This window comes from Gluconacetobacter takamatsuzukensis, from assembly GCF_014174275.1.
Lineage (GTDB): Bacteria > Pseudomonadota > Alphaproteobacteria > Acetobacterales > Acetobacteraceae > Gluconacetobacter > Gluconacetobacter takamatsuzukensis.
Window position 1 is genome coordinate 102,503 of sequence record NZ_JABEQK010000011.1, and the last position, 18,697, is coordinate 121,199.

The window sequence follows — 18,697 nt, forward strand, 5'->3', positions numbered from 1 at the left end:
CAGAAAGATCATTTGGCTCGTCCCTCCCCCTTGTCCGTCAGGCCGGCGCCAGACGGAATGCGCGGCATCCTAGCAGCAGAACCCACGGCGAAAGCACCGGCAATGGCCCGGAGATGGTTCTGATTGGCATTTGTTAATTTTCGGATTGCAACCCTTTGGTAGAAGATGCGGCACAAGCTTATGTCATCGGAAACAACAATGGACCTCCGTCTCGCCGCATCCCTGGCATCGCTTTTTTATGCTATCTTGACAGGTGTGGTCCTTATTGTCTGGTACGGTGTGTTTTGAACCGGCTGTTGCAAAAGCCCGGCAGGCGACCATCAAGGCCGCTCCGCTTCGGTGCACCGGAACGCACGCCGGGCGCGACCCTGTCGGCCTGCTCCCGTTCGGCCACCCACATGTCCAGCCAGGCTCTCGAACAGTATGCCGTGACAATTATCGCATCATGCTCATCGGGGAATCTTTTTGTCGGACCGGCGTGATGGATGAGCAATATCGCGCCACCCTGCCCAGATAAAGATAGATGATCGGCGTGGTATAAAGTGTCAGTGCCTGACTGACAGCCAGGCCTCTGATAATCGCGATGCCAAGCGGCCGCCGCAGTTCGGCTGCCATAGCCATTGCCAAGGATCAGCGGCAACGCCCCCAGCGCGGCGGCGAATGTCGTCATCATGATAGGAAGGAACCGGAGCAGGCCCGCTTCACGCATTGCCTGTTTCGCCGGAACGCCGCGTTCGCGCTCGGCATCCAGGGCAAAATCCACCAGCATGATGGCGTTCTTCCTGACGATTCCGATCAGGAGAATCACGCCAATCATGGCCATCAGCGAGAAATCCTCCCCGAATACCCACAAGGCCACAAGCGCACCCACCTTGGCCGAGGGCAGGGTTGACAGGATCGTCAGAGGATGGACGTAGCTTTCATACAGGATGCCCAGCACCATATAGACCGCCGCCAGCGCGGCCGCGATCAGCAGCGGCTCGCTGCTGGAGGAATTCTGAAGTTGCGCGGCATTGCCGACAAACGCGCCATGGATCGAAGGCGGCAGATGCAGGGCCAGAACCTGTGCCTCCACAACCTGCATGGCCCCGCCAAGGGGCATGCCCGTCGGCAGGTTGAAGGATATGGTGGTCGCGACTTCCTGCCCTGATGGTTGATGGCAAGCGGTGTCAGACCCGCCATGGTACGGGTGACGAAAGGCAGCGGCACCATCGTTTCCGCACCGGTCGATGCGGCTGACCTATCGGCCGACACGCAGATCAAGGATCTCGCCCGAGCGATCAAGGCACAATGGGTCTGCGAGCAGGCCCGTCAGCAACTGAAGGAGGAACTCAGTCTCGATCACTTCGAGGGGCGATCGTGGATCGGGCTGCATCGGCACGCTCTGCTGGGCAGGATGGCGTTCGCGTTTCTCCAATCCTGCCGCCTCAAGGCAGCAGGCCGGAAAAAACCATCACAGGCCAACCGCCCCAGCCCAGCCTGCCCGTAATCCGTCAGGCCATTCTTGATCGCGTCCTTCCACCACCATGCCGGCAGTCCCCTCACTGCGGTAGGACGCTCAGCCCACCCTCATCACAGCAAATGCCAAAGCAGTGCTATGGGCTACTCACAGATCACCTATATCAAGCCCCATGCTGGCGCGCGACGCTGACGGGAGTTTCTGCTCAATACCGCACCAACCCTGCCTCTTCAGCCAATCTCTTTATCATGCCCAGGGTTTCTCCAAGCAGGGGGATGCCGTCGCGCATCCGGCGCCCGAATTCCGCCTGCGAACGCTCGCCGGGAAAGAAAGTCTCGCCGACGCCTTCCACTTTCGGCGAGGCCTTGATGCGCTCGATCATGTCTTCCATCGTCGACTCGAACGTGACTGGGTCCTGAAAGGCTGCGATATCGATCGCCAGCATGGTGAAGGCGGTGTTCATCGCCCCGTCGTACGGCTTGAATCCGCTGGAACCGCCGCCGAAGATCTTGCCGTCGGCCAGGACCGACGTCAGGATTTCATGCACCACGCCGAGATTGAAGGCCTTCTGGCCACCGAACGGCAGCAGCGACATCGCCTCCAGCGCTCGGGCCGGGTCCGTGGTCTCCTGTCCCGCGCGATCCAGCGCCCATCCGTGCGGAATCGCCTCGCCTTTTTCCTTCGCCTTGATGATGCGCTCGATCGCCGCCGTGGTGCAGGCCATATCCAGCGCGAAGCAGCCATACCGGCCCGCCGGGGCGGCATAGGCCACCGGATTGTTGCCGACGACCGGAACAGTACCGCCCGGCGGCGCCATCAGCCTGCGGCTGGTATTGGTGAAGGTGACGCCCACCATACCCTGCCGCGCGGCCAGCAGAGGATAATATTTCGCCGACGTCAGCGAATTGCCGTTGCGGACCGCCACCAGCCCAATCCCCGCGATGCGTGCCTTCTCGATCGCCCGCCGCATCGCGCGCCCGGCGACCACCTGGCCGAGGCTGCGGTTGGCATCCCAATGCGCAACCGCCGCGCGGTCGCTGAGCACGGATATGAACGTCTGCGCCCGGTCGCCGCCGCCCTTGATCCGTTCGACCACTTGGCAGAACAGGCGCAAGCCGTGCGACTCCTCACCCATCATCTCTGCCTGCATGAAGACATCGGCCGTGACGGCTGCGTCTTCGGCGCTGACGCCGTGGAAGGCCAAGATGGATTCGCACATCGTGCGCACCACATCCTGGCGAATCTGGACTGTGTCGCTCATCAGAAAATCCCGTTCCTTCAAGACCTGCGCCATCATACTCCTCCACCGCGACGGGAGCCTTTCAATGGCAGTCGGCAATCACTGAAACACTCTGTGGGGACAGGACGAGCTCGATCTGCTCGCCCACGGACACCTCCGGCACCACCGGCAGCGATGCGGCGATCGCCATGCCGCTCGCCCGCAGGCCGCACTGGATCGCGCCCCCCAGGAAGCATGCGCTTTCGACGGTGGCACGCAGCACCGTCGCCCCCTCCTCCTCCGCAGATCCATGCCGCAGGGCCTCAGCGCGGAAAAAGACCAGCGGATCAGGCGGCAGGGCTTCGACCGGCGAGCCCCGCAGCATCAAGCCGCCCGTGGTCACGAACTGGCCCTCTACCGGGACTGACCGTTCGACATCAAGAGGAAAAAGATTTGCTCCACCAAGGAATTCCGCGACAAAGCGGCTTTTCGGGCGCAGATAGATTTCGCGCGGGCTGCCCTGCTGCACGATCCTGCCGCTCTGCATGATCATGATCCTGTCGGAGACGACCATCGCTTCCTCATGATCGTGGGTGACATAGACCGAAGTGATGCCGGCATCGTTCATGATCGTCCGGATCTCGAAACGCATCTTCTCGCGCAGCGAGACATCCAGATTGCTCATCGGCTCGTCGAACAGCAGGCATGTCGGCTCCAGCGCGAGCGCCCGCGCCAGCGAGATACGCTGCTGCTGGCCACCGGAGAGGGAGGACGGAAAACGGCTCTCGCTTCCCGGCAGACCCACGATATCCAACGCCCAGCGCACCCGGGCCGCGATATCCGCCTGCGGCATCTTCTTCAGCCGGAGCCCGAGACCGATATTCTCGAAGATCGTCTTGTGCGGCCACAGGGCATAGGACTGGAAGACCATGCCAATCCCGCGTTTCTCGGCCGCCAGGTGGACACGCCCATCATGCGCCAGTTCCCTGCCGCCCAAGGCAATCCGCCCCCGGTCGATCGTTTCCAGCCCGGCCAGCGCGCGCAGCATCGTCGTCTTGCCGCAGCCCGACGGACCCAACAGGGTGACGACCTCGCCCTTCTCCACGGCAAAGGAGACATCGCGCAGGGCGTGATAGTCACCGAAATCCTTCCTTACGTTCTCAACCTCAAGAAATGACACGCGATGGCTCTCCACGTCAGGCCAGCCCAGATGGCTTGATCCAGACCGGTCATGGCATTCAAACGCTTTTCGAAACAGAACGGAACAGTGCCGCGCCCTAGCTGGTGGGCGGCGCGACCTCGACGCGGAACAGGCACGAGGCCGCGATCAGCACCACCGTGATCAGCATGATCTGGATCGCGGCCATCGCCGCCAGCATGCCGTAGTCACCATCCTCCCATCGCGAGAAGATCAGCACGGACAGGACCTCGTTTCCTGGTGAATAGAGCAGCACCGGCACATCGAGTTCGCGCACGCAGATCACGAAGACCAGCACCCAGCCCGAGGCGATGCCGGGCTTCAGCAGCGGCAGCGTGACGTGGCGCAGGCGCTGCAACGCATTGCCCCCGGCCATGCGCAGCGCGTCTTCCAGCACCACGTCGATCTGCCGGTGGACGCTGGAGACCGCGCGCACCGCAAAGGGCATGAAGCCCACGATATAGCCGATGAACAGCAGCCAGCCCGTGCCATAGACCGGCAAGGGGACGTCGATCCATGTCCATAGTAACGCCACGCCCAGCGTTACCCCCGGAATGGCCGCGGGGATCGTGACCATGAAATCGATGAGCCCACGCAGCGGCGAACGGGTACGGTTCATGATCAGGCTGATCCACACCGCCAGAAGCAGGGAGACCGTCGCCGAGATGCCGGCGAACCACAGGCTGTTCCACACCGCGCTCTCGACCAGATGGTTCGAGAGGAAGATCTCGCGATAATGGGCGAAAGTGAGAAGATGGAAAGCGAGGCTGCCGTCATAATGGGGCACCAGCGAGGCATAGAACAGCATCACGATCGGCAGCACCGTGGTGGCGAGCACGAAGACCATGAGCACGCCGAACAGAGGCAGACGCAGCCGGCCCAACGGCACGACCGTATGCTTGCGGGCGCGGGCTGAAACCGTGACGAAGCTTCTGCCGCCCAGAAGGATCTTCTGCACGACCAGGCCGGCGGCGGCGATCACGACCAGCAGCAGCGACAGAACGGCTGCCAGCCCGAAACGGGGTGGGAACATGTTGGAAAGATCGTAGATGTAGGTTGTCATGGTCCGGATACGGACCGGTGCGCCCAGCAGGGCGGGCACGGCGAACTGGCCGGTGGCCGCAACGAGCGTGAGCAGCAGTGCCGAGATCAGCGCCGGAGAGATCAGCGGCAGGGTGATACGCCAGAACGTGCCCATCGGGCACAGACCGCTGATCGCGGCGGCCTCCTCGACCGATGGATCGAGATTATGCAGCGCGCTCTGCACGAAAAGATAGACATAGGGCGCGTAATAGAGCCCCGTGACCCAGATGATGCCTAAACTGCTGTAGATATCGACCGGTCCGATGCCCACCAACATGAAAAGGCGGTTGAACAGCCCGACATGCGGCGACAGCAACATGCCCCACGCGACGGCACCGAGGAACGGCGAGAGGAAGAACGGCACAATCGAGGCCATGTGCAGGAAACGCTTGCCCGGCAGGTCCGAGCGGACGATCAGCCACGCCTGGCCTAGTCCGATCACGCCGGCCAGCGCCGTGGCTGGTATCGCCAGCAGAAGCGTATGACCGATTGCCCGCAGGTAGCGCGCGGTGCCGAGCACCTCCGCCCAGTAGCGCCCTGACAGGCCACCCTGCGGCGTGGTGACCGAGTTGCAGACCATCGCGAGGACCGGCACGACGACCAGACCAAACAGGATGATCACCGTGGCCAGGACAGGCGCTTCCCGCCGGCCGACGCGCCCGAGACGACGGGCCATTGCTTGCGTTCCCGTGCCGTATTCCGCACGGGTTACCGGAATGCCGCGCATCTCAGAGGTCGAAGATCTGCATGAACTCATCCTGCATGGCCTCCCTGCTGTTGGTGTAATCGACCGGATCGATCCTCACGACCGGCAGCGTGGCGAAGGCAGGCTTGCCCGGCAGGGGCGGCACATCGTCACGCAACGAGTAGGTGCCATTGATATGGGACAGCATGACCTGCCCTTCCCTGGACAGCAGCCAGTCGAACACGATCTTCGCGCCGCGCGGGTTGGGCGCCTGCTTCATGATGGCAAGCGGCGTCATGCAGTTGGCAACCACATCCGGATAGACCGCAACCACGGGCGCATCGGCGCCACGGGTCATCGCATACGCCACATAATCGAGTTGTTCGCACAGAGCGAGTTCGCCCACCACCAGCCGGTTGGTCAGCGCGCCGTGGCCACGGAAGATCTCCGGACGGTTTTTGGCATATTTCTTCCAGAACCCGACCCCTTTCGCGAGGCGCAGCGAATAGTACCAGTTCAGCGCCCCGCCATCGACGCGGGCATCCGAATTGCCTTCCCGGCCCACCCAGCGGCTGTCGGCATACTCATCCCACGTGCGCGGCATTTCGCGATCCGGCACCTCGTTGCGGTTGCAGGCGAAGATATTGAGGATGCTCCGCGAATTGACCCAGGTGCAGTCCGGATCGCGATGGCCCTCGGGATAATGCGCATAGACCCCGGAATCGTAGGACATCAGGGCGCCGTCGCGCTTCAGTTCGACGAAGGAACTGATATCGGAAACCTGGAACAGATCGGCCTTGAGCCGCCCCGTACGCAGTTCCGACCGCAGACGCTGGTATATCTGGAAGCTTCCCGCACTCAGGATCCTGAGCTGCACGTCCAGACCGGCCGCATTGACGCGTTCCGCGATTCGGCTGAGATACAGGCTGGGCACCGAAGAATAGACCGTGACCACACCTGCGTCTGCCGCCCGCGCACCCCTCGCGAGAAAAGGAAGCGCGAGCCCGGCGCCGACGGCATGCGTCAGTACCTGGCGCCGCGTAGGATGATCAGGCAGCGGATCCGTCATTCACATTTTCTCCCCGGCGATGCGCAGACTTGCAATCGAGGTCTGTCGCCGGCCACCAAGATACGAAACAGGAACAATATCGACAAATTAACAATTTTTAGAAATCGAGATTTGCCCGCACATAATACATTCCACCATTGAATCCGTACGGGGAGTTTCTGTTGTAGATATTCGCCCCCGTGGAACTGCTCAGTGCGCTGGCCGCCTGACGGGTCGGGTATTTATTGAACAGGTTATCGGCGCCCACGGCCAGATAGAGTCTGGGGATCACCCGGTATCCGACCTCGAGATCGGTCAGGAAAGCCGGCTTCTGCAGCTGCCACTGCGATGCGTCGGTCGTGGGGGATTCGATATTGACCACAGAACCGTAGCGCATTTCCTGGACGAAGAGGGAGAATTTTCCGAACCGCCAGTCCATGGAAAGATTTTCCCGGTTCTTCGGCGCGCTACGCAGCATGACTTCCTGCACATAGGAATTGAAGTAACTCAGGCCCATGTTCTGGATTACCTGCGGCGCCTTGGCATGACTCCGCATCTCGTTATCCGTCAGATTCACGCCGAGCGAGAATTTGAACGTTCCGGCGCGCGGCGTATGCAGCATGTAGCTGGCCTGGAGATTACCACCGAACGTATTGGTATTTCCGATATTCGCGAAATAGGTGGCGTTCGTCACCCCCGTGAGGCCGGCGGCCGCAAGGATGGATTCCACCTGCGTACCGGCGAAGGTCGTCGTGCTGTAGATGCGGTCATTGATGGCGATATAATAGAGATTCCCGGTAATCTCGAAATCGTCGATCGGGTTCATGTCTACCCCGACGCTGAAGCTGCGCGAATATTCGCCCTTCAACGGCTGCGCGCCCAGCGCGCGCGCTGCGGCACTGCTGCCCGGCAGCGTATCCACGGAATAGCCGACATGCGGCGACGAATAGAAATAATTCTCTTGGCCCAGGGTCGGCGGCCGATATCCCGTGTTGATGCTGGCCCGGATGGCATAGCGCTTGGAGAAATTATATCGCGTACCGACAGAGCCGGTGACTACGGTTGGTAGGCGGCTATATCCCGTGGCATGACCGCCCAGCGTCCATTCCCATTTTTTTGTTACAAAAAAATCGAGATTGACGAAGCCGTCATAGACGTCGCGGTTATTATTGGTCGCGGAAAGGGGCGGATTACCGGCATGGTCGGTCGCGCCCGGATTAGCGGCCTTGCCGGCACTCGGTCCCGCGAGGATCGGTACGCCTCCATCCGCCCAAGAGGCATATTCGCCCTCGCCCATCTGGAACGTATCGTGCCGGTATTCGGTACCGAACGAAAGGCCCACCGGGCGGGGCAGGAAGCCCAGATCGATGCTCTTCGAGCCCTTGAAGCCCGCGCTCAGTTCGCTGACCGTCGTCTGACCATCATAGAAGTTCGTCGGGCTGTCCAGGCCGTATGTCGGGTTGTTCGAGTGCATATTGTAATATTGCTGTTCGTCCCTCGCATAGTTCACATAGGCATCCCATGCGATGTCATGAAAGGACTTGCCCTTGAACCCCGTATTGACCTGAAAATCGTTCTCCTCCATGTCGAGATAAGGCTGCATGCCGTATGGATACAGGGCCTCCACCGTCTGCGCGTCGGCAGGGCTGCGATACGTGTTGGCCACATGCACATTCCGATGACCGTATGTCGACGTATTATAAAACGAGACATTGTCGGTAATAGGAATGCCGATATTGTCGCCGATGGTCTCGGTGGTCGTCTTCGGCAGGCCGAGATTGCGCTGAACGTCACGACCCACCACTGCGGCACGCGGGTCGGGCTGGCCGTTCGCCAGCGGGTAATACATGGTACCGACATAATCGCCGCTGCGATTGGTCGGAAGCTGATGCAGGATCTGGAATCCGAGGTCCGCATAGCCCCCCTTGCGGCCAATCGCAAAGGAATAATTTCCCGTCGCATCGATGCTCTGGCCGTCACCCGCGTAATATCCACTGTTCTTGAAGTTTATTGATCCACCATGCGTGTTTTTTTTCAAAACGATATTGATGGCGCCGGCGATCGCATCCTGTCCATAGAGCGCGCTGGCGCCCTCGGTGATCACTTCGACATGATCCACCAGCGAAATGGGAATCAGCGAGATATCTGTCGGTTCCGACCCCCAGTTCGGCGCGGCGAGCGCATTGAGGTTGGCGCCGATATGCCTGCGGTGACCATCGACCAGGATCAATGTGTGATCGGGCGAAAGGCCGCGCAACTGGATGGTCTGGGTTAGCGAACTCGCGCCGCCGCCGCCGAGCGGTGGGGACGAGACATCCGGCGACATCTGGGCCAGCGCCTGCGTCAAATTGGATTGCCCCGTCGCGAGAAGCTGGGCACCGGAGACGACCGTGACCTGGACGGTGCTGTGCCGCTTCGTGGAGGTCGAGATCGCCGAATTGCCCGGCAGCACCGTGCCGGTGACCGTGACATTCTCTTCCTTCTCGGTCAGGTCCTTGATGGCGGCGGCGGCGGTATCGGCCCATGCGCTCCGCCCTGCACCGAGGCCACAGAAGAAGACGCTACAAAGCAAAGTGGCACGATAGGCACGGGAATGTTTCATGATCACGGAAGATCTCCTTGTTCTCGGAACCGACTCTCGAACGGCTGACAGTCACCTTTATTTTCAATTCGTAACGTTAAGAACCAACCGCGTTCGCAGCCGGTCTCCTTCTATTCATGCATCTGACCGATATGCGCGATGGCGAAGGCCACGACCTCGATGGCGCGTCCCAGATCATCGATCTCCATCATCTCGTCCGGATTATGGCTGCCGTGCGCATTGCGGATGAAGATCATGGCAGTCGGGATTCCGACCTCCGCGAATGTTGCGGCGTCGTGACCCGCGCCGCTGGGCATATCCTGGGTCGGGATGCCGTAATGGGCGCAGCCCTCGCGCAGGAGCGCCATCAGGGGGGGAGACATCAGCGCGGGCGTGCTGCCCGTGCGCTCTCCCAATTCGAAGCGCGCACCCGTCTGCGCCTCGATGGACCGGATGTTCGCCATAAGCGCCATCTCCGCCGCGTGGAGCGCTGCCTCGTCCTGGCTTCTGACATCGATGCACAGATCGACCTCGCCGGCGACCTTGGAGAAGGAATGCCGATCGGGATGGGTCGAGACCTGGCCGAACGTGACGGTCAGGTCCGCGCCGGATTCCTGCGCCTGCTGCCAGTAATCGTCCATCGCGCAGATCAGGCGCCCGGCGGCCAGGGCGGCGTCGCGGCGGTCGGCACGCGGGGTAGCGCCGGAATGGGCATACTCCCCGATGCAGCGCATGTTCCGGTATCTGAAGCTGCCGCGGATACCGGTTACGATCCCGACGGGCAGCCCTGCGTTCAGCAGGCCGGATGTCTGCTCTATGTGCGGCTCGATATAGGCGACGATCTCCTCGCGGGACAGCAGCGTTCTGCCCGCGCGCACCGCATCGGGCACGAAGCCCAAGGCGGCCATGTGCGCCGCGAGGCTCATGCCCGTATCGCTGCGCCGCACGCGGTCCAGCGCCTCGGGCGCCAGTTTGCCCAGTGCCGTCCTGCTGCCGATATAGCTGTGGGGAAACCAGCAGCTTTCCTCGGCGCGCAGGGCGACGACCGTGAGATCATGAACCGGCACGATACCACGGGCGACCAGCATGGACTGCAGCGCGATGCCGAGGATGACCCCGGCCGCGCCATCGAAATTGCCCCCGTGCGGGACCGAATCCATGTGCGAACCGATCAGGACGTGGCGCCCGCGCACCCGACCTGGAATGGTGACGAACATATTGCCTGCCGGATCGTGGCGGACTTCGGCGCCGAAGGCACTGCCTGCCTCGGCGACGATCTGGAACGCCAGGCATTCGCCCTCCCCATACGCCACGCGCGTCACGCCCGGATCGGCCTGCGTTCCGAGGGCAAGCGCATCGAGAAGCCTGCGCGCGAGATCGACGGCCGGCGCGAAATCGGTGGAATCAGGGAAGGTCGTCATCGTCAGTCCCGGTTCGCCAGCTTGTGAAGCTGCGGTACGGCGGCCCGCGCCGCGTTGAGCACCATCGCCGCATCGTTCTGGTAGGGAATCCAGGTAGCGCCGGCCGCCAGCCATCGGGCCGCCATCTCCGGGCTCTGCGCGCTAATGCCGAACGGCACGCGGTGCTCGCGGCACCGAGCGAAGACTTCCTCATAGGCGGCTAGAAGCTTCGGGTTTTGCAGGTCGCCAGGGATGCCCAGATCCTGCGACAGATCGTCCGGACCGATCATGATGCCGCTCAGCCCCTCGACCTTGAGGATCTCGGGCAGGTTGTCGATCGCCCTGCGGCTTTCGATCATGGCCACGCTCAGCGTCTGGTTGTTCAGGATCTCGATGATTTCCCTCGGCGTACCCGCCCAGTAATCGGTATGGGGGCCCTTGAGATTCATCGGCCGGTTGCCGAGCGGATAATATTTCGTCGCCTCGATGATCGTCCGCAGTTGATCGGCCGTTTCGATCGACGGCAGAAGCAGGCCCTGCGCGCCGGCATCGAGCGCCCGCGTCAGATCATGCGGCTTGAGCGTTCCCGGCGGCCGGACGATCGGCGTAAGGCCCGAGGCGCGGGCCAGCATGGCCAGCGCGCCGACCGTCTCCAGCGAGAAATCGGTGTGTTCCATCTCGATGATGACGAAATCAAAATCGGCGGATGCCAGGATGCCGACCACCCGGGGGTGCGGGCACAGGGTGATCCATGTTCCGAAAGCAGGCTTTTTCTGCGCCCATAGATCATAGACCGGATTTTTCCTGATCATTCTCTTCTCTCTTTCTTCAAGCACGTTGCAGGCAGGCCGGACGACGTTCAGTCGCCGCGCCAGACCTGCGGATTGACGAGATATTCCGGCCGCCGGCCGTTCAGCACGTCGACTACCTGGCCGGCCACCTGGCTGGCGGTGCGTTCCATGGCTTCCTCGGTCGCCCCGCCGGTATGCGGCGAGAGCAGGATGCCGGGCTCCGCCACGAACGGGCTATCGGCCGGGAGCGGCTCCTTGTCGAACACATCCATCGCCGCGCCGGAAAGCTGGCCCGAGCGGACGGCGGCGATCAGCGCCGGGCCATCCACCAGCGCGCCACGCGCCGTATTGACCAGGATCGCCCCCGGCTTCAGCGCCGCGAGGCGGGCGGCATCGAACATGCCGCGCGTGCGGTCGTTCAGCACCTGATGCAGCGAGACGATATCGACCTGAGCCAGGGCCTGCTCCAGCACGGGCGCCGCCACGAAGCCGGCCGCCGCGATCTCCTCGACGGGAACGCTCGGGCTATGCACCAGAATCTTCATGCCGAATGCTGCATGCGCCATCTCCGCCGTCAGGCGGCCGATGCGCCCGAAACCGACGATCAGCAGGGTCTTGCCGCTGATTTCGTGGAATTCCCGGCTGTAGCGATAATCGAAGCGCCCCTCGCGCGTGGCGGTATCGCAACGGCAGACCCGCTTCGCCAACGCCAGCATCTGGGTGATCGCCAGTTCCGCTACCGAGCGCACATTGGCATAGGGCGTGAACACGACGGGCAGGCCAATCGACGTGGCATAGGCGACATCGACCGGATCGAGCCCGATGCCATGATTGCCGACGACCTTCAACTGCGCCCCGGCCTCGATCGCCGCGCGGTTCAGCCCGGCATTACGGGTAATCACGGCATCCGCATCGGTGATTTCACGCGCCACGACCTGCATATCGGAGGAGGACGCTGACACGACTTCTATGCCACCAGCACGCAGGATTTCCACGCCGCGCGGATGGATCGGCTGAATCAGAAGACATTTCATGAGACTCTACTCCGCTGCCTCGAACCGTTCATGCAACCCGCGCGCCTCGACCGAGGTGACGAACTGCCCTTTGCGAGCCGAGACTTCTTCGAGAAAGCGGCGATATCGATCGAGCCATGCCGCATCCTGGACCGATGCCGTGTGAAAGAGGCAATGGACGATCTGCGGCGTGCCGGACTCTTCGGCCCGATTCACGATCACATTCCATATTCTCAGCAGATTTTCCAGATCTGACTGCTCCACATGCAGGATATTGCCATAGGCGCTCCCCAGACCATCGGAGCCGATCGGAATTTCGAGGACATTCGATACCGGCTGCCCACGCCACGGCGCGCGCGGGGCGAGCGGCAGCATGGCCGCCGTAGTGGGCGCCTCGGTCCACACGCTTTCCCGATCCGGACGGTCCAGGCCGGGGCAGCATGAATAATCGACCAGCAGGCCAGCCTGTTCCAGCAGCGCGTTCATGAAGGGCGCGTAGGCATAATGGCCGCCACGATAGGCCACCGGACTGATGCCGGAGCGCTCCAGCAGAAGGCGGCACTGCTCCATCACCTCAGTGACGTGGGCACGCTCGCCGAAACGGACCCCAGCGCCCTTGATTTCCTCATGAAGATGGATCGCCACATCGGCACCACCCGCGCAGGCCTCACGATACAGATCGGCAAGCGCCCCCTCGTAAAAGGCCGCACGGCAATATGTGCCACTATGCGGCGTAAGGACATATTTTCCGTCCGTCAGGTCACGCATGATCGGCATCAGCGTGCGCAAATCCACGAGCGCCTGATCGGGGTCGGGAGGATCGATCCGGAAATCGCGGCCCGGGTCGAAGGGCGCAAAAACCAACCAGTTCACATCGACAACAGGGACCAGATAGACGCGGTTGTCATCCGCACCAAACACCATGTTCGTCACCATAAAATCTGACAATGCCTATTTTTATATAGGACGATGCCGCATCGGAACAATTCGGTTGTCGTTATGCATTGATAAGGCAACCCGGATAATGGGAAAAAGCGGCGCCAGATTCGTCAGGAAGGGAAAACATGGTTTTCCTGACGTCTGAAATCAGGGAACATATGGTTTATCCCGGACGGGAAGGCATCATAGAATTCCACAGGCACAGAAACCCGGAGCCATGACATGCCTTCTCCTTTCCATCTCGCCTTTCCTGTTGACGATCTGGAATCCACACGTTTCTTCTACGGAACCGTTCTCGGTTGTCCGGAGGGGCGAAGCACAGATAAATGGATCGATTTCGATCTGTTCGGGCACCAGATTGTCGCCCACCTCCTCCCCTCCACCCAATCGGGAACCAGTCCGGTGGATGGGCATAATGTTCCCATCCCGCATTTCGGCGTCGTGATGGGAATGGATGAATGGAACCAGTTGGTCGACAGACTGAAGAGCCACAACATTCCGTTCGGGATGGAACCCCAGATCCGCTTCGGTGGCCTGCCCGGCGAGCAGGCCACCACCTTCGTGCTCGACCCTTCCGGCAACGCGCTCGAATTCAAGGCCTTCCGCGACATGAACAAGCTGTTCGCGAAGCAATAGGCCCCAAGGCCGCCCGCTCCACCACGGACAGGCGCGGGCGGCGCGTGGCCCGTGCCCCAGTGCCGCCCGGCATCCGGTGACACCAGCCATGACAGAGCCCGACGCGCGGACTCCCAAGGTTTTCTCGCTCGCAATTCTTCCCCTGATCGTCGTTCTTTCCGCGCTTGGGGCGATCGTGGGACTTCAGTTGATCACCACCCTCGGGGTAACGACCAATACGGGCCTGATCGGCGCTCTGGTGGCCATGGGTGCCGGACGTATCCCATTCGCCCTGTTCCGCACCTACCGCTCCAAGCAGGTTCAGAACCTGGCCCAGAGCGCGGTCTCTGCCGCTTGTTTCGGCGCGGCCAATGCCATGCTACTGCCGATCGGCATTCCCTATCTCCTGGGCCGCCAGGACCTGATCATGCCACTGTTCGCGGGGGTTTCCTGCGCCACCTTTCTCGATGCCTTCATGCTTTACCGGCTTTTCGGCACCACCGCGTTTCCCGAGAGCGGCGCCTGGCCCTCCGGCGTGGCCATCGCCGAGACCATCCGGCTGGGAGACAGCGGAGGGCGCAAGGTCGCCGTCATGGTCGGCGGCATGGCGCTGGGGCTCGCAGGCTATGCGGCGAGCATTCCAATGGCCGCCTTCGGCACCGCGCTGATCGGCAATGCCTGGGCGCTCTCGATGTTCTCCGCCGGCCTGCTGGCCGCCGGCTACGGCGTCGCCGCGCGGCTCGGCCACGCCATCGCCGCCAGCTTTCCCGACGTGGCCCCGGACCCGCATTTCCTGCCCCACGGCATGCTGGCGGGGGCCAGCATCGTCGCACTCATACAGGTCGTTCACACGCTGCTGCGCCGGGACGCGAGGGCGGACCTCTCCGGGCGCCGCAAGCCGGGGCGGACGTTGGCCATGGGGCTTTCGGCGTTCCTGGTGCTGGTCGTCGGCCTCTCGGCGGTCAGCGGCGTCGCCTCGGGCATGTCGCCAAAGCTGCTCATTGTCTTCGTTCTCTACACCGCCTTCTCGGCTTTCGTGCACGAGGTGGTCGTGGGGCTCGCGGCCATGCATTCGGGGTGGTTTCCCGCCTTTGCCATCGCCCTGATCACGCTCCTGCTCGGCGGCCTCGTCGGTTTTCCGCTGCCGGCGCTGGCCATCCTGGTGGGCTTCACCAGCGCGACCGGGCCCGCCTTCGCGGACATGGGCTACGACCTGAAGGCGGGCTTCCTGTTGCGCGGCAGCGGCGCCGATCCGGCCCTGGAACGCGAAGGCCGACATCAGCAGTTCCTGGCGGCCTGCGTCGCCTTCGTGACCGCCGGCGCGGTGGTGATGCTGACCTGGCGGGGCTATTTCAGCCATGACCTGTTTTCGCCGGCGACGCGGGTGTTCGCCGCCACCATCCATGGTAGCGTTCACGCTTCCGTCGCCCGCTCCCTGCTGTTCTGGGCCTTGCCGGGCATCATGTTGCAGACACTCGGCGGCCAACGGCGGCAGCTCGGCGTGCTGCTCGCAACCGGGCTGCTGATCGGCAAAACTCATGCCGGCTGGGCCGTGCTGGCAGGCCTGGTTGTGCGCGCAGTCTGGACCCGGCTGAACCGAAGCGGCGATCATAGTGCCATGCGGATTTTCGCCGGAGGCGCCATAGCCGCCGATGCGCTGTCCTCCTTCCTCACCTCCTTTACGGGCGCCTTCCATCAGGATCGAAAATAGAAATCGCGCTTTCAGCCAAAAGAAATATTCTGCAGCGCCTTGATATCCCACGAAATACTGTGAAACGCGGTTCCTAGCTTCTGGTTGGCGATCGCTACCTGCAACGACGAGACGATCGCCGCCGCAGCGGGCGAAAGCCCTCCTTCACGACGCCAGAACAGGCGGATGGTGCGCGATACCTGAGGGTCGATCAGCGGCCGGCACCGGATGAAGGGGTGATTGGGATGCGGCAGCGACAGACCGGGCAGGATGGCCATGCCCAGCCCTTCTTCGACCATCCCGCTCAGTGTGGAGAGGTTCGACACCTCGCTCACGATATTCAGCGGTATGTTCCGCGCCCGGACGACCTCATCGATGATCTCGCGCATCCCGGTCTCGTGCGACATCGCGATGAAGGACTGGGATGCGATTTCATCCCATGCCAGCTTGCGCTTGCGCGCCAGCGGATGCGACACCGGCAGTACCGCATGCAACTGATCACGGGCGAAGGCGACTGAAGACAGTTCGGGAAAGCCCGTAATGGTGCTGCCGATTGCCAGTTCCACCATGTTCGACAACAGAAGGGATGCCACGCCTTTCATGTTCGCATCCATGATCGTGACGCGGACACCGGGGAAATGCTGCTCGTTGACTGCCAGCACGCGGGGCATCAGCCGCGATGCCACCGATGGCAGGCAGGCGATGGCTACATGCCCATGCTTGCGTGACACCGCATCGTGCATGTCCAGCATCAGCTTGTCAAAATTCAGGAGCAGATCGCGCAGCGGGGGCAGGAAGCTGGTGGCGAGTGGCGTCAACGCGACATTGCGCGTAGTACGTGAAAACAGGGAACTTCCAATGGAATCCTCAAGCTGTCGGATGCACTGGCTCAATGCCGACTGCGACATGTTGAGCGTGGCGGCCGCCCGTACAAAGCTGCCCTTCTCGGCGACCGTAACGAAAGCCCTGACCTGCCGGAGATTGACGTTATGGCTCGACATGGGCACCACCATGTCCGCATTTGTTCCGGATTTCAATCGAAATAAGCGACCCGGTACGGGCCCCTTCCTGCTTTTCCGCGCCCCTTTTTCCCCATTATCCTGTTTTTTCGATGAATTGATCACACCATTGAATTTGTTGTCTGACCGCATCGACCGCTACGCTCCAGTCCGAAATCCACGGCCTGATATGGCAGAACGCCAGCCGGAAGACAGGGCAGGCCCGCACGATGACGGGAGAGTCGGATGAAAGCAGTTGCGAATTACAGCCCTTATGGCTGGCGCGCCAAGATCGGTTTGATCGTGCCGTCGACCAATACGGTTGCCGAGCCGGAATTCTGGCGCGTGGCCCCCAAAGGCGTCAGCATCCACAGCGCACGCGCCACCCTGCTGGGGAACGCGACGACCGAGAGCTACTACAAGATGGCCGAGGCCGTCATACGCTCGGCCGAGGATCTGGCCACGGCCGAGGTCGATATCGTGACCTATGGCTGCACCTCCGGCTCGATCATCTGCCCACTGCCGGAACTGCTGTCGAACATGCAGGAGAAGGCCGGCGTACCGGCGATCGCGACGGCAGGCGCCGTGGTGGCCGCGTTGCGGGCGCTCGACGTGAAGAAGGTCGCGGTCTGCACGCCATATGTCGATTTCGTCAATGAAAGCGAGATCTCGTTCCTCAATGATTACGGGTTCGACGTGCTCTCGATGCATGGGCTGCAACTGGGCGAAACGCAGGCAGAGCGGCGCGGCATCGGCCGCGTGCCGCCGCAGCATGTGTGGCGCATGGCCCGGCAGGCCGACCGGCCGGATGCCGATGCCATCTTCATCTCCTGCACCAATCTCGCCACCTTCGACGTTCTGCAACAGATCGAGGACGATCTGGGCAAGCCGGTGATCATCAGCAACCAGGCCTCGATCTGGGCCTGCCTGCGCATGCTGGGCCTGCCGGACAGAATCGAGAATCTCGGCCGGCTTATGACCGATTTCCTAGCACCGATCACGACGAAGGACATGCTCGTCTGAACGGTTGCCGCCGGAAGCGGAAGAAGGAAGAGGCATGGACACGCGCTTCCTCGAAACATTCGTGGATGTGGTGGAACTCGGCTCGATGGCGGGTGCTGCGCGCAAGACCGGACTGAGTTCCGGCAGTGTCGCGCAGCGGATTCACACGCTGGAGCGCGATCTTGGCGTGGCGCTGATCGAGCGCCATGGCCAGACCGTGAAGCCGACGGCCGCGGGGCGATCGATCCTGATACAGGGCAGGCGAATCCTCAGGGAGATCGAATCACTCATGCGTTTCGCATCTCACCTGAACGATGAAGGGGAAATCACGGTCGGTGCCATCTCGACCGCGCTGACCGGCCTATTGCCCGACCTGCTCAATGCCTTCCTCTCCGCCCATCCCCGCATCAGCCTCTATACAGTTCCGGGAACCTCCCTCGCACTCTACGACCAGGTGCTCAACCATCGCCTGGATGCGGCGATCATCGTAGAACCACCCTATGACCCACCCAAAACCTGCGGCTGGCGGCCGCTGCGGGACGAGGCCCTGACATTGGTGGTGCCAACCGGCTGGGAAGGGGCCGATCCGCTCGACCTGCTCCGGACACGGCCGTTCGTTCGCTATGATCGCAACCATTGGGGCGGCAGGATCGTCGATCGCTATCTGAAAAAACACTCGATCACGCCGTACGAGCAACTGGAGATGGATTGCCTGGAAGCGATCGTTGCTATCGTCGCCCAGAAGGGCGGGATTGCGCTGCTGCCCGCATGGACCACGCCCTGGCCGCCGGCACCCGGCATCGTCTCCATGGCACTGGGCGACACGGCGCCCGTCCGGAGGATCGGTGTCCTGTGGCACCGCGCCTCGCCGCGATCCCATCTTCTCAAATATTTCCTCAGACTTCTCGACGCGACCACCTATGGGCAACCGATCGCCTACGAGCCGCTCGCGCCCTGAAGGATCTGGAACATCCCA

General features: G+C 62.2%; 14 protein-coding genes and 2 pseudogenes. 5 read left to right on the forward strand and 11 right to left on the reverse strand.

Features of this window, described 5'->3' with window-relative positions; genetic code table 11:
- Positions 1-435: 435 nt before the first annotated feature.
- Positions 436-1,239, reverse strand: a pseudogene (locus tag HLH27_RS13840) (efflux RND transporter permease subunit); the annotation flags it as partial.
- Between HLH27_RS13840 and HLH27_RS13845 the strand changes: the two are divergent.
- A pseudogene (locus HLH27_RS13845) lies at positions 1,235-1,459 on the forward strand (IS701 family transposase); the annotation flags it as partial. The pseudogenes HLH27_RS13840 and HLH27_RS13845 sit on opposite strands and share 5 nt — an antisense overlap.
- Before the next feature lie 205 nt (positions 1,460-1,664).
- Here the strand turns inward: HLH27_RS13845 and HLH27_RS13850 are convergent.
- From HLH27_RS13850 to HLH27_RS13890, 9 genes are all read right to left on the reverse strand, one after another.
- A complete protein-coding gene (locus tag HLH27_RS13850) occupies positions 1,665-2,720 on the reverse strand; it encodes an Ldh family oxidoreductase (protein WP_182950625.1) in 1,056 nt (351 codons plus the stop codon).
- A gap of 61 nt (positions 2,721-2,781) precedes the next feature.
- Entirely contained in the window at positions 2,782-3,858 is a 1,077-nt protein-coding gene (locus HLH27_RS13855) for an ABC transporter ATP-binding protein (protein WP_220790423.1), read from the reverse strand.
- A 97-nt stretch (positions 3,859-3,955) separates the two neighbouring features.
- Positions 3,956-5,635, reverse strand: coding sequence for an ABC transporter permease (locus tag HLH27_RS13860; RefSeq protein WP_182950627.1), 1,680 nt, complete (start codon positions 5,633-5,635; stop codon positions 3,956-3,958).
- 52 nt (positions 5,636-5,687) lie between these two features.
- Positions 5,688-6,713, reverse strand: coding sequence for an ABC transporter substrate-binding protein (locus HLH27_RS13865; protein WP_182950628.1), 1,026 nt, complete (start codon positions 6,711-6,713; stop codon positions 5,688-5,690).
- 97 nt (positions 6,714-6,810) lie between these two features.
- Entirely contained in the window at positions 6,811-9,294 is a 2,484-nt protein-coding gene (locus HLH27_RS13870) for a TonB-dependent receptor plug domain-containing protein (RefSeq protein WP_182950674.1), read from the reverse strand.
- A 110-nt stretch (positions 9,295-9,404) separates the two neighbouring features.
- Positions 9,405-10,694 carry a hydantoinase/carbamoylase family amidase gene (locus tag HLH27_RS13875; protein ID WP_182950629.1) on the reverse strand — a complete coding sequence of 430 codons (1,290 nt, stop codon included), beginning with the start codon at positions 10,692-10,694 and terminating at the stop codon, positions 9,405-9,407.
- A 2-nt stretch (positions 10,695-10,696) separates the two neighbouring features.
- A complete protein-coding gene (locus tag HLH27_RS13880) occupies positions 10,697-11,485 on the reverse strand; it encodes an HpcH/HpaI aldolase family protein (RefSeq protein WP_182950630.1) in 789 nt (262 codons plus the stop codon).
- 47 nt (positions 11,486-11,532) lie between these two features.
- Positions 11,533-12,498 (reverse strand): hydroxyacid dehydrogenase, encoded by a 966-nt coding sequence (locus HLH27_RS13885; protein WP_182950631.1) that lies wholly within the window; start codon positions 12,496-12,498, stop codon positions 11,533-11,535.
- 6 nt (positions 12,499-12,504) lie between these two features.
- Complete coding sequence (locus tag HLH27_RS13890) at positions 12,505-13,401, reverse strand: polysaccharide deacetylase family protein (protein ID WP_182950632.1); 897 nt, start codon at positions 13,399-13,401, stop codon at positions 12,505-12,507.
- A gap of 237 nt (positions 13,402-13,638) precedes the next feature.
- Between HLH27_RS13890 and HLH27_RS13895 the strand changes: the two genes are divergently transcribed.
- Together HLH27_RS13895 and HLH27_RS13900 are read left to right on the forward strand one after the other, a co-directional pair.
- Entirely contained in the window at positions 13,639-14,052 is a 414-nt protein-coding gene (locus HLH27_RS13895; protein WP_182950633.1) for a VOC family protein, read from the forward strand.
- Between the two features lie 88 nt (positions 14,053-14,140).
- Positions 14,141-15,742, forward strand: a complete 1,602-nt coding sequence (locus HLH27_RS13900) for an OPT/YSL family transporter (protein WP_182950634.1) — start codon at positions 14,141-14,143, stop codon at positions 15,740-15,742.
- Positions 15,743-15,753: 11 nt separating this feature from the next.
- On the opposite strand, the gene HLH27_RS13905 is transcribed toward HLH27_RS13900, so the two are convergent.
- A complete protein-coding gene (locus tag HLH27_RS13905; RefSeq protein ID WP_182950635.1) occupies positions 15,754-16,872 on the reverse strand; it encodes a LysR family transcriptional regulator in 1,119 nt (372 codons plus the stop codon).
- Between the two features lie 93 nt (positions 16,873-16,965).
- On the opposite strand from HLH27_RS13905, the gene HLH27_RS13910 reads away from it, so the two are divergent.
- Both HLH27_RS13910 and HLH27_RS13915 read left to right on the forward strand, forming a co-directional pair.
- Positions 16,966-17,742: a maleate cis-trans isomerase family protein gene (locus HLH27_RS13910; RefSeq protein WP_182950636.1), complete on the forward strand. Its 777-nt coding sequence runs from the start codon at positions 16,966-16,968 to the stop codon at positions 17,740-17,742.
- Between the two features lie 34 nt (positions 17,743-17,776).
- Complete coding sequence (locus HLH27_RS13915) at positions 17,777-18,679, forward strand: LysR family transcriptional regulator (RefSeq protein WP_182950637.1); 903 nt, start codon at positions 17,777-17,779, stop codon at positions 18,677-18,679.
- Positions 18,680-18,697: the final 18 nt, after the last annotated feature.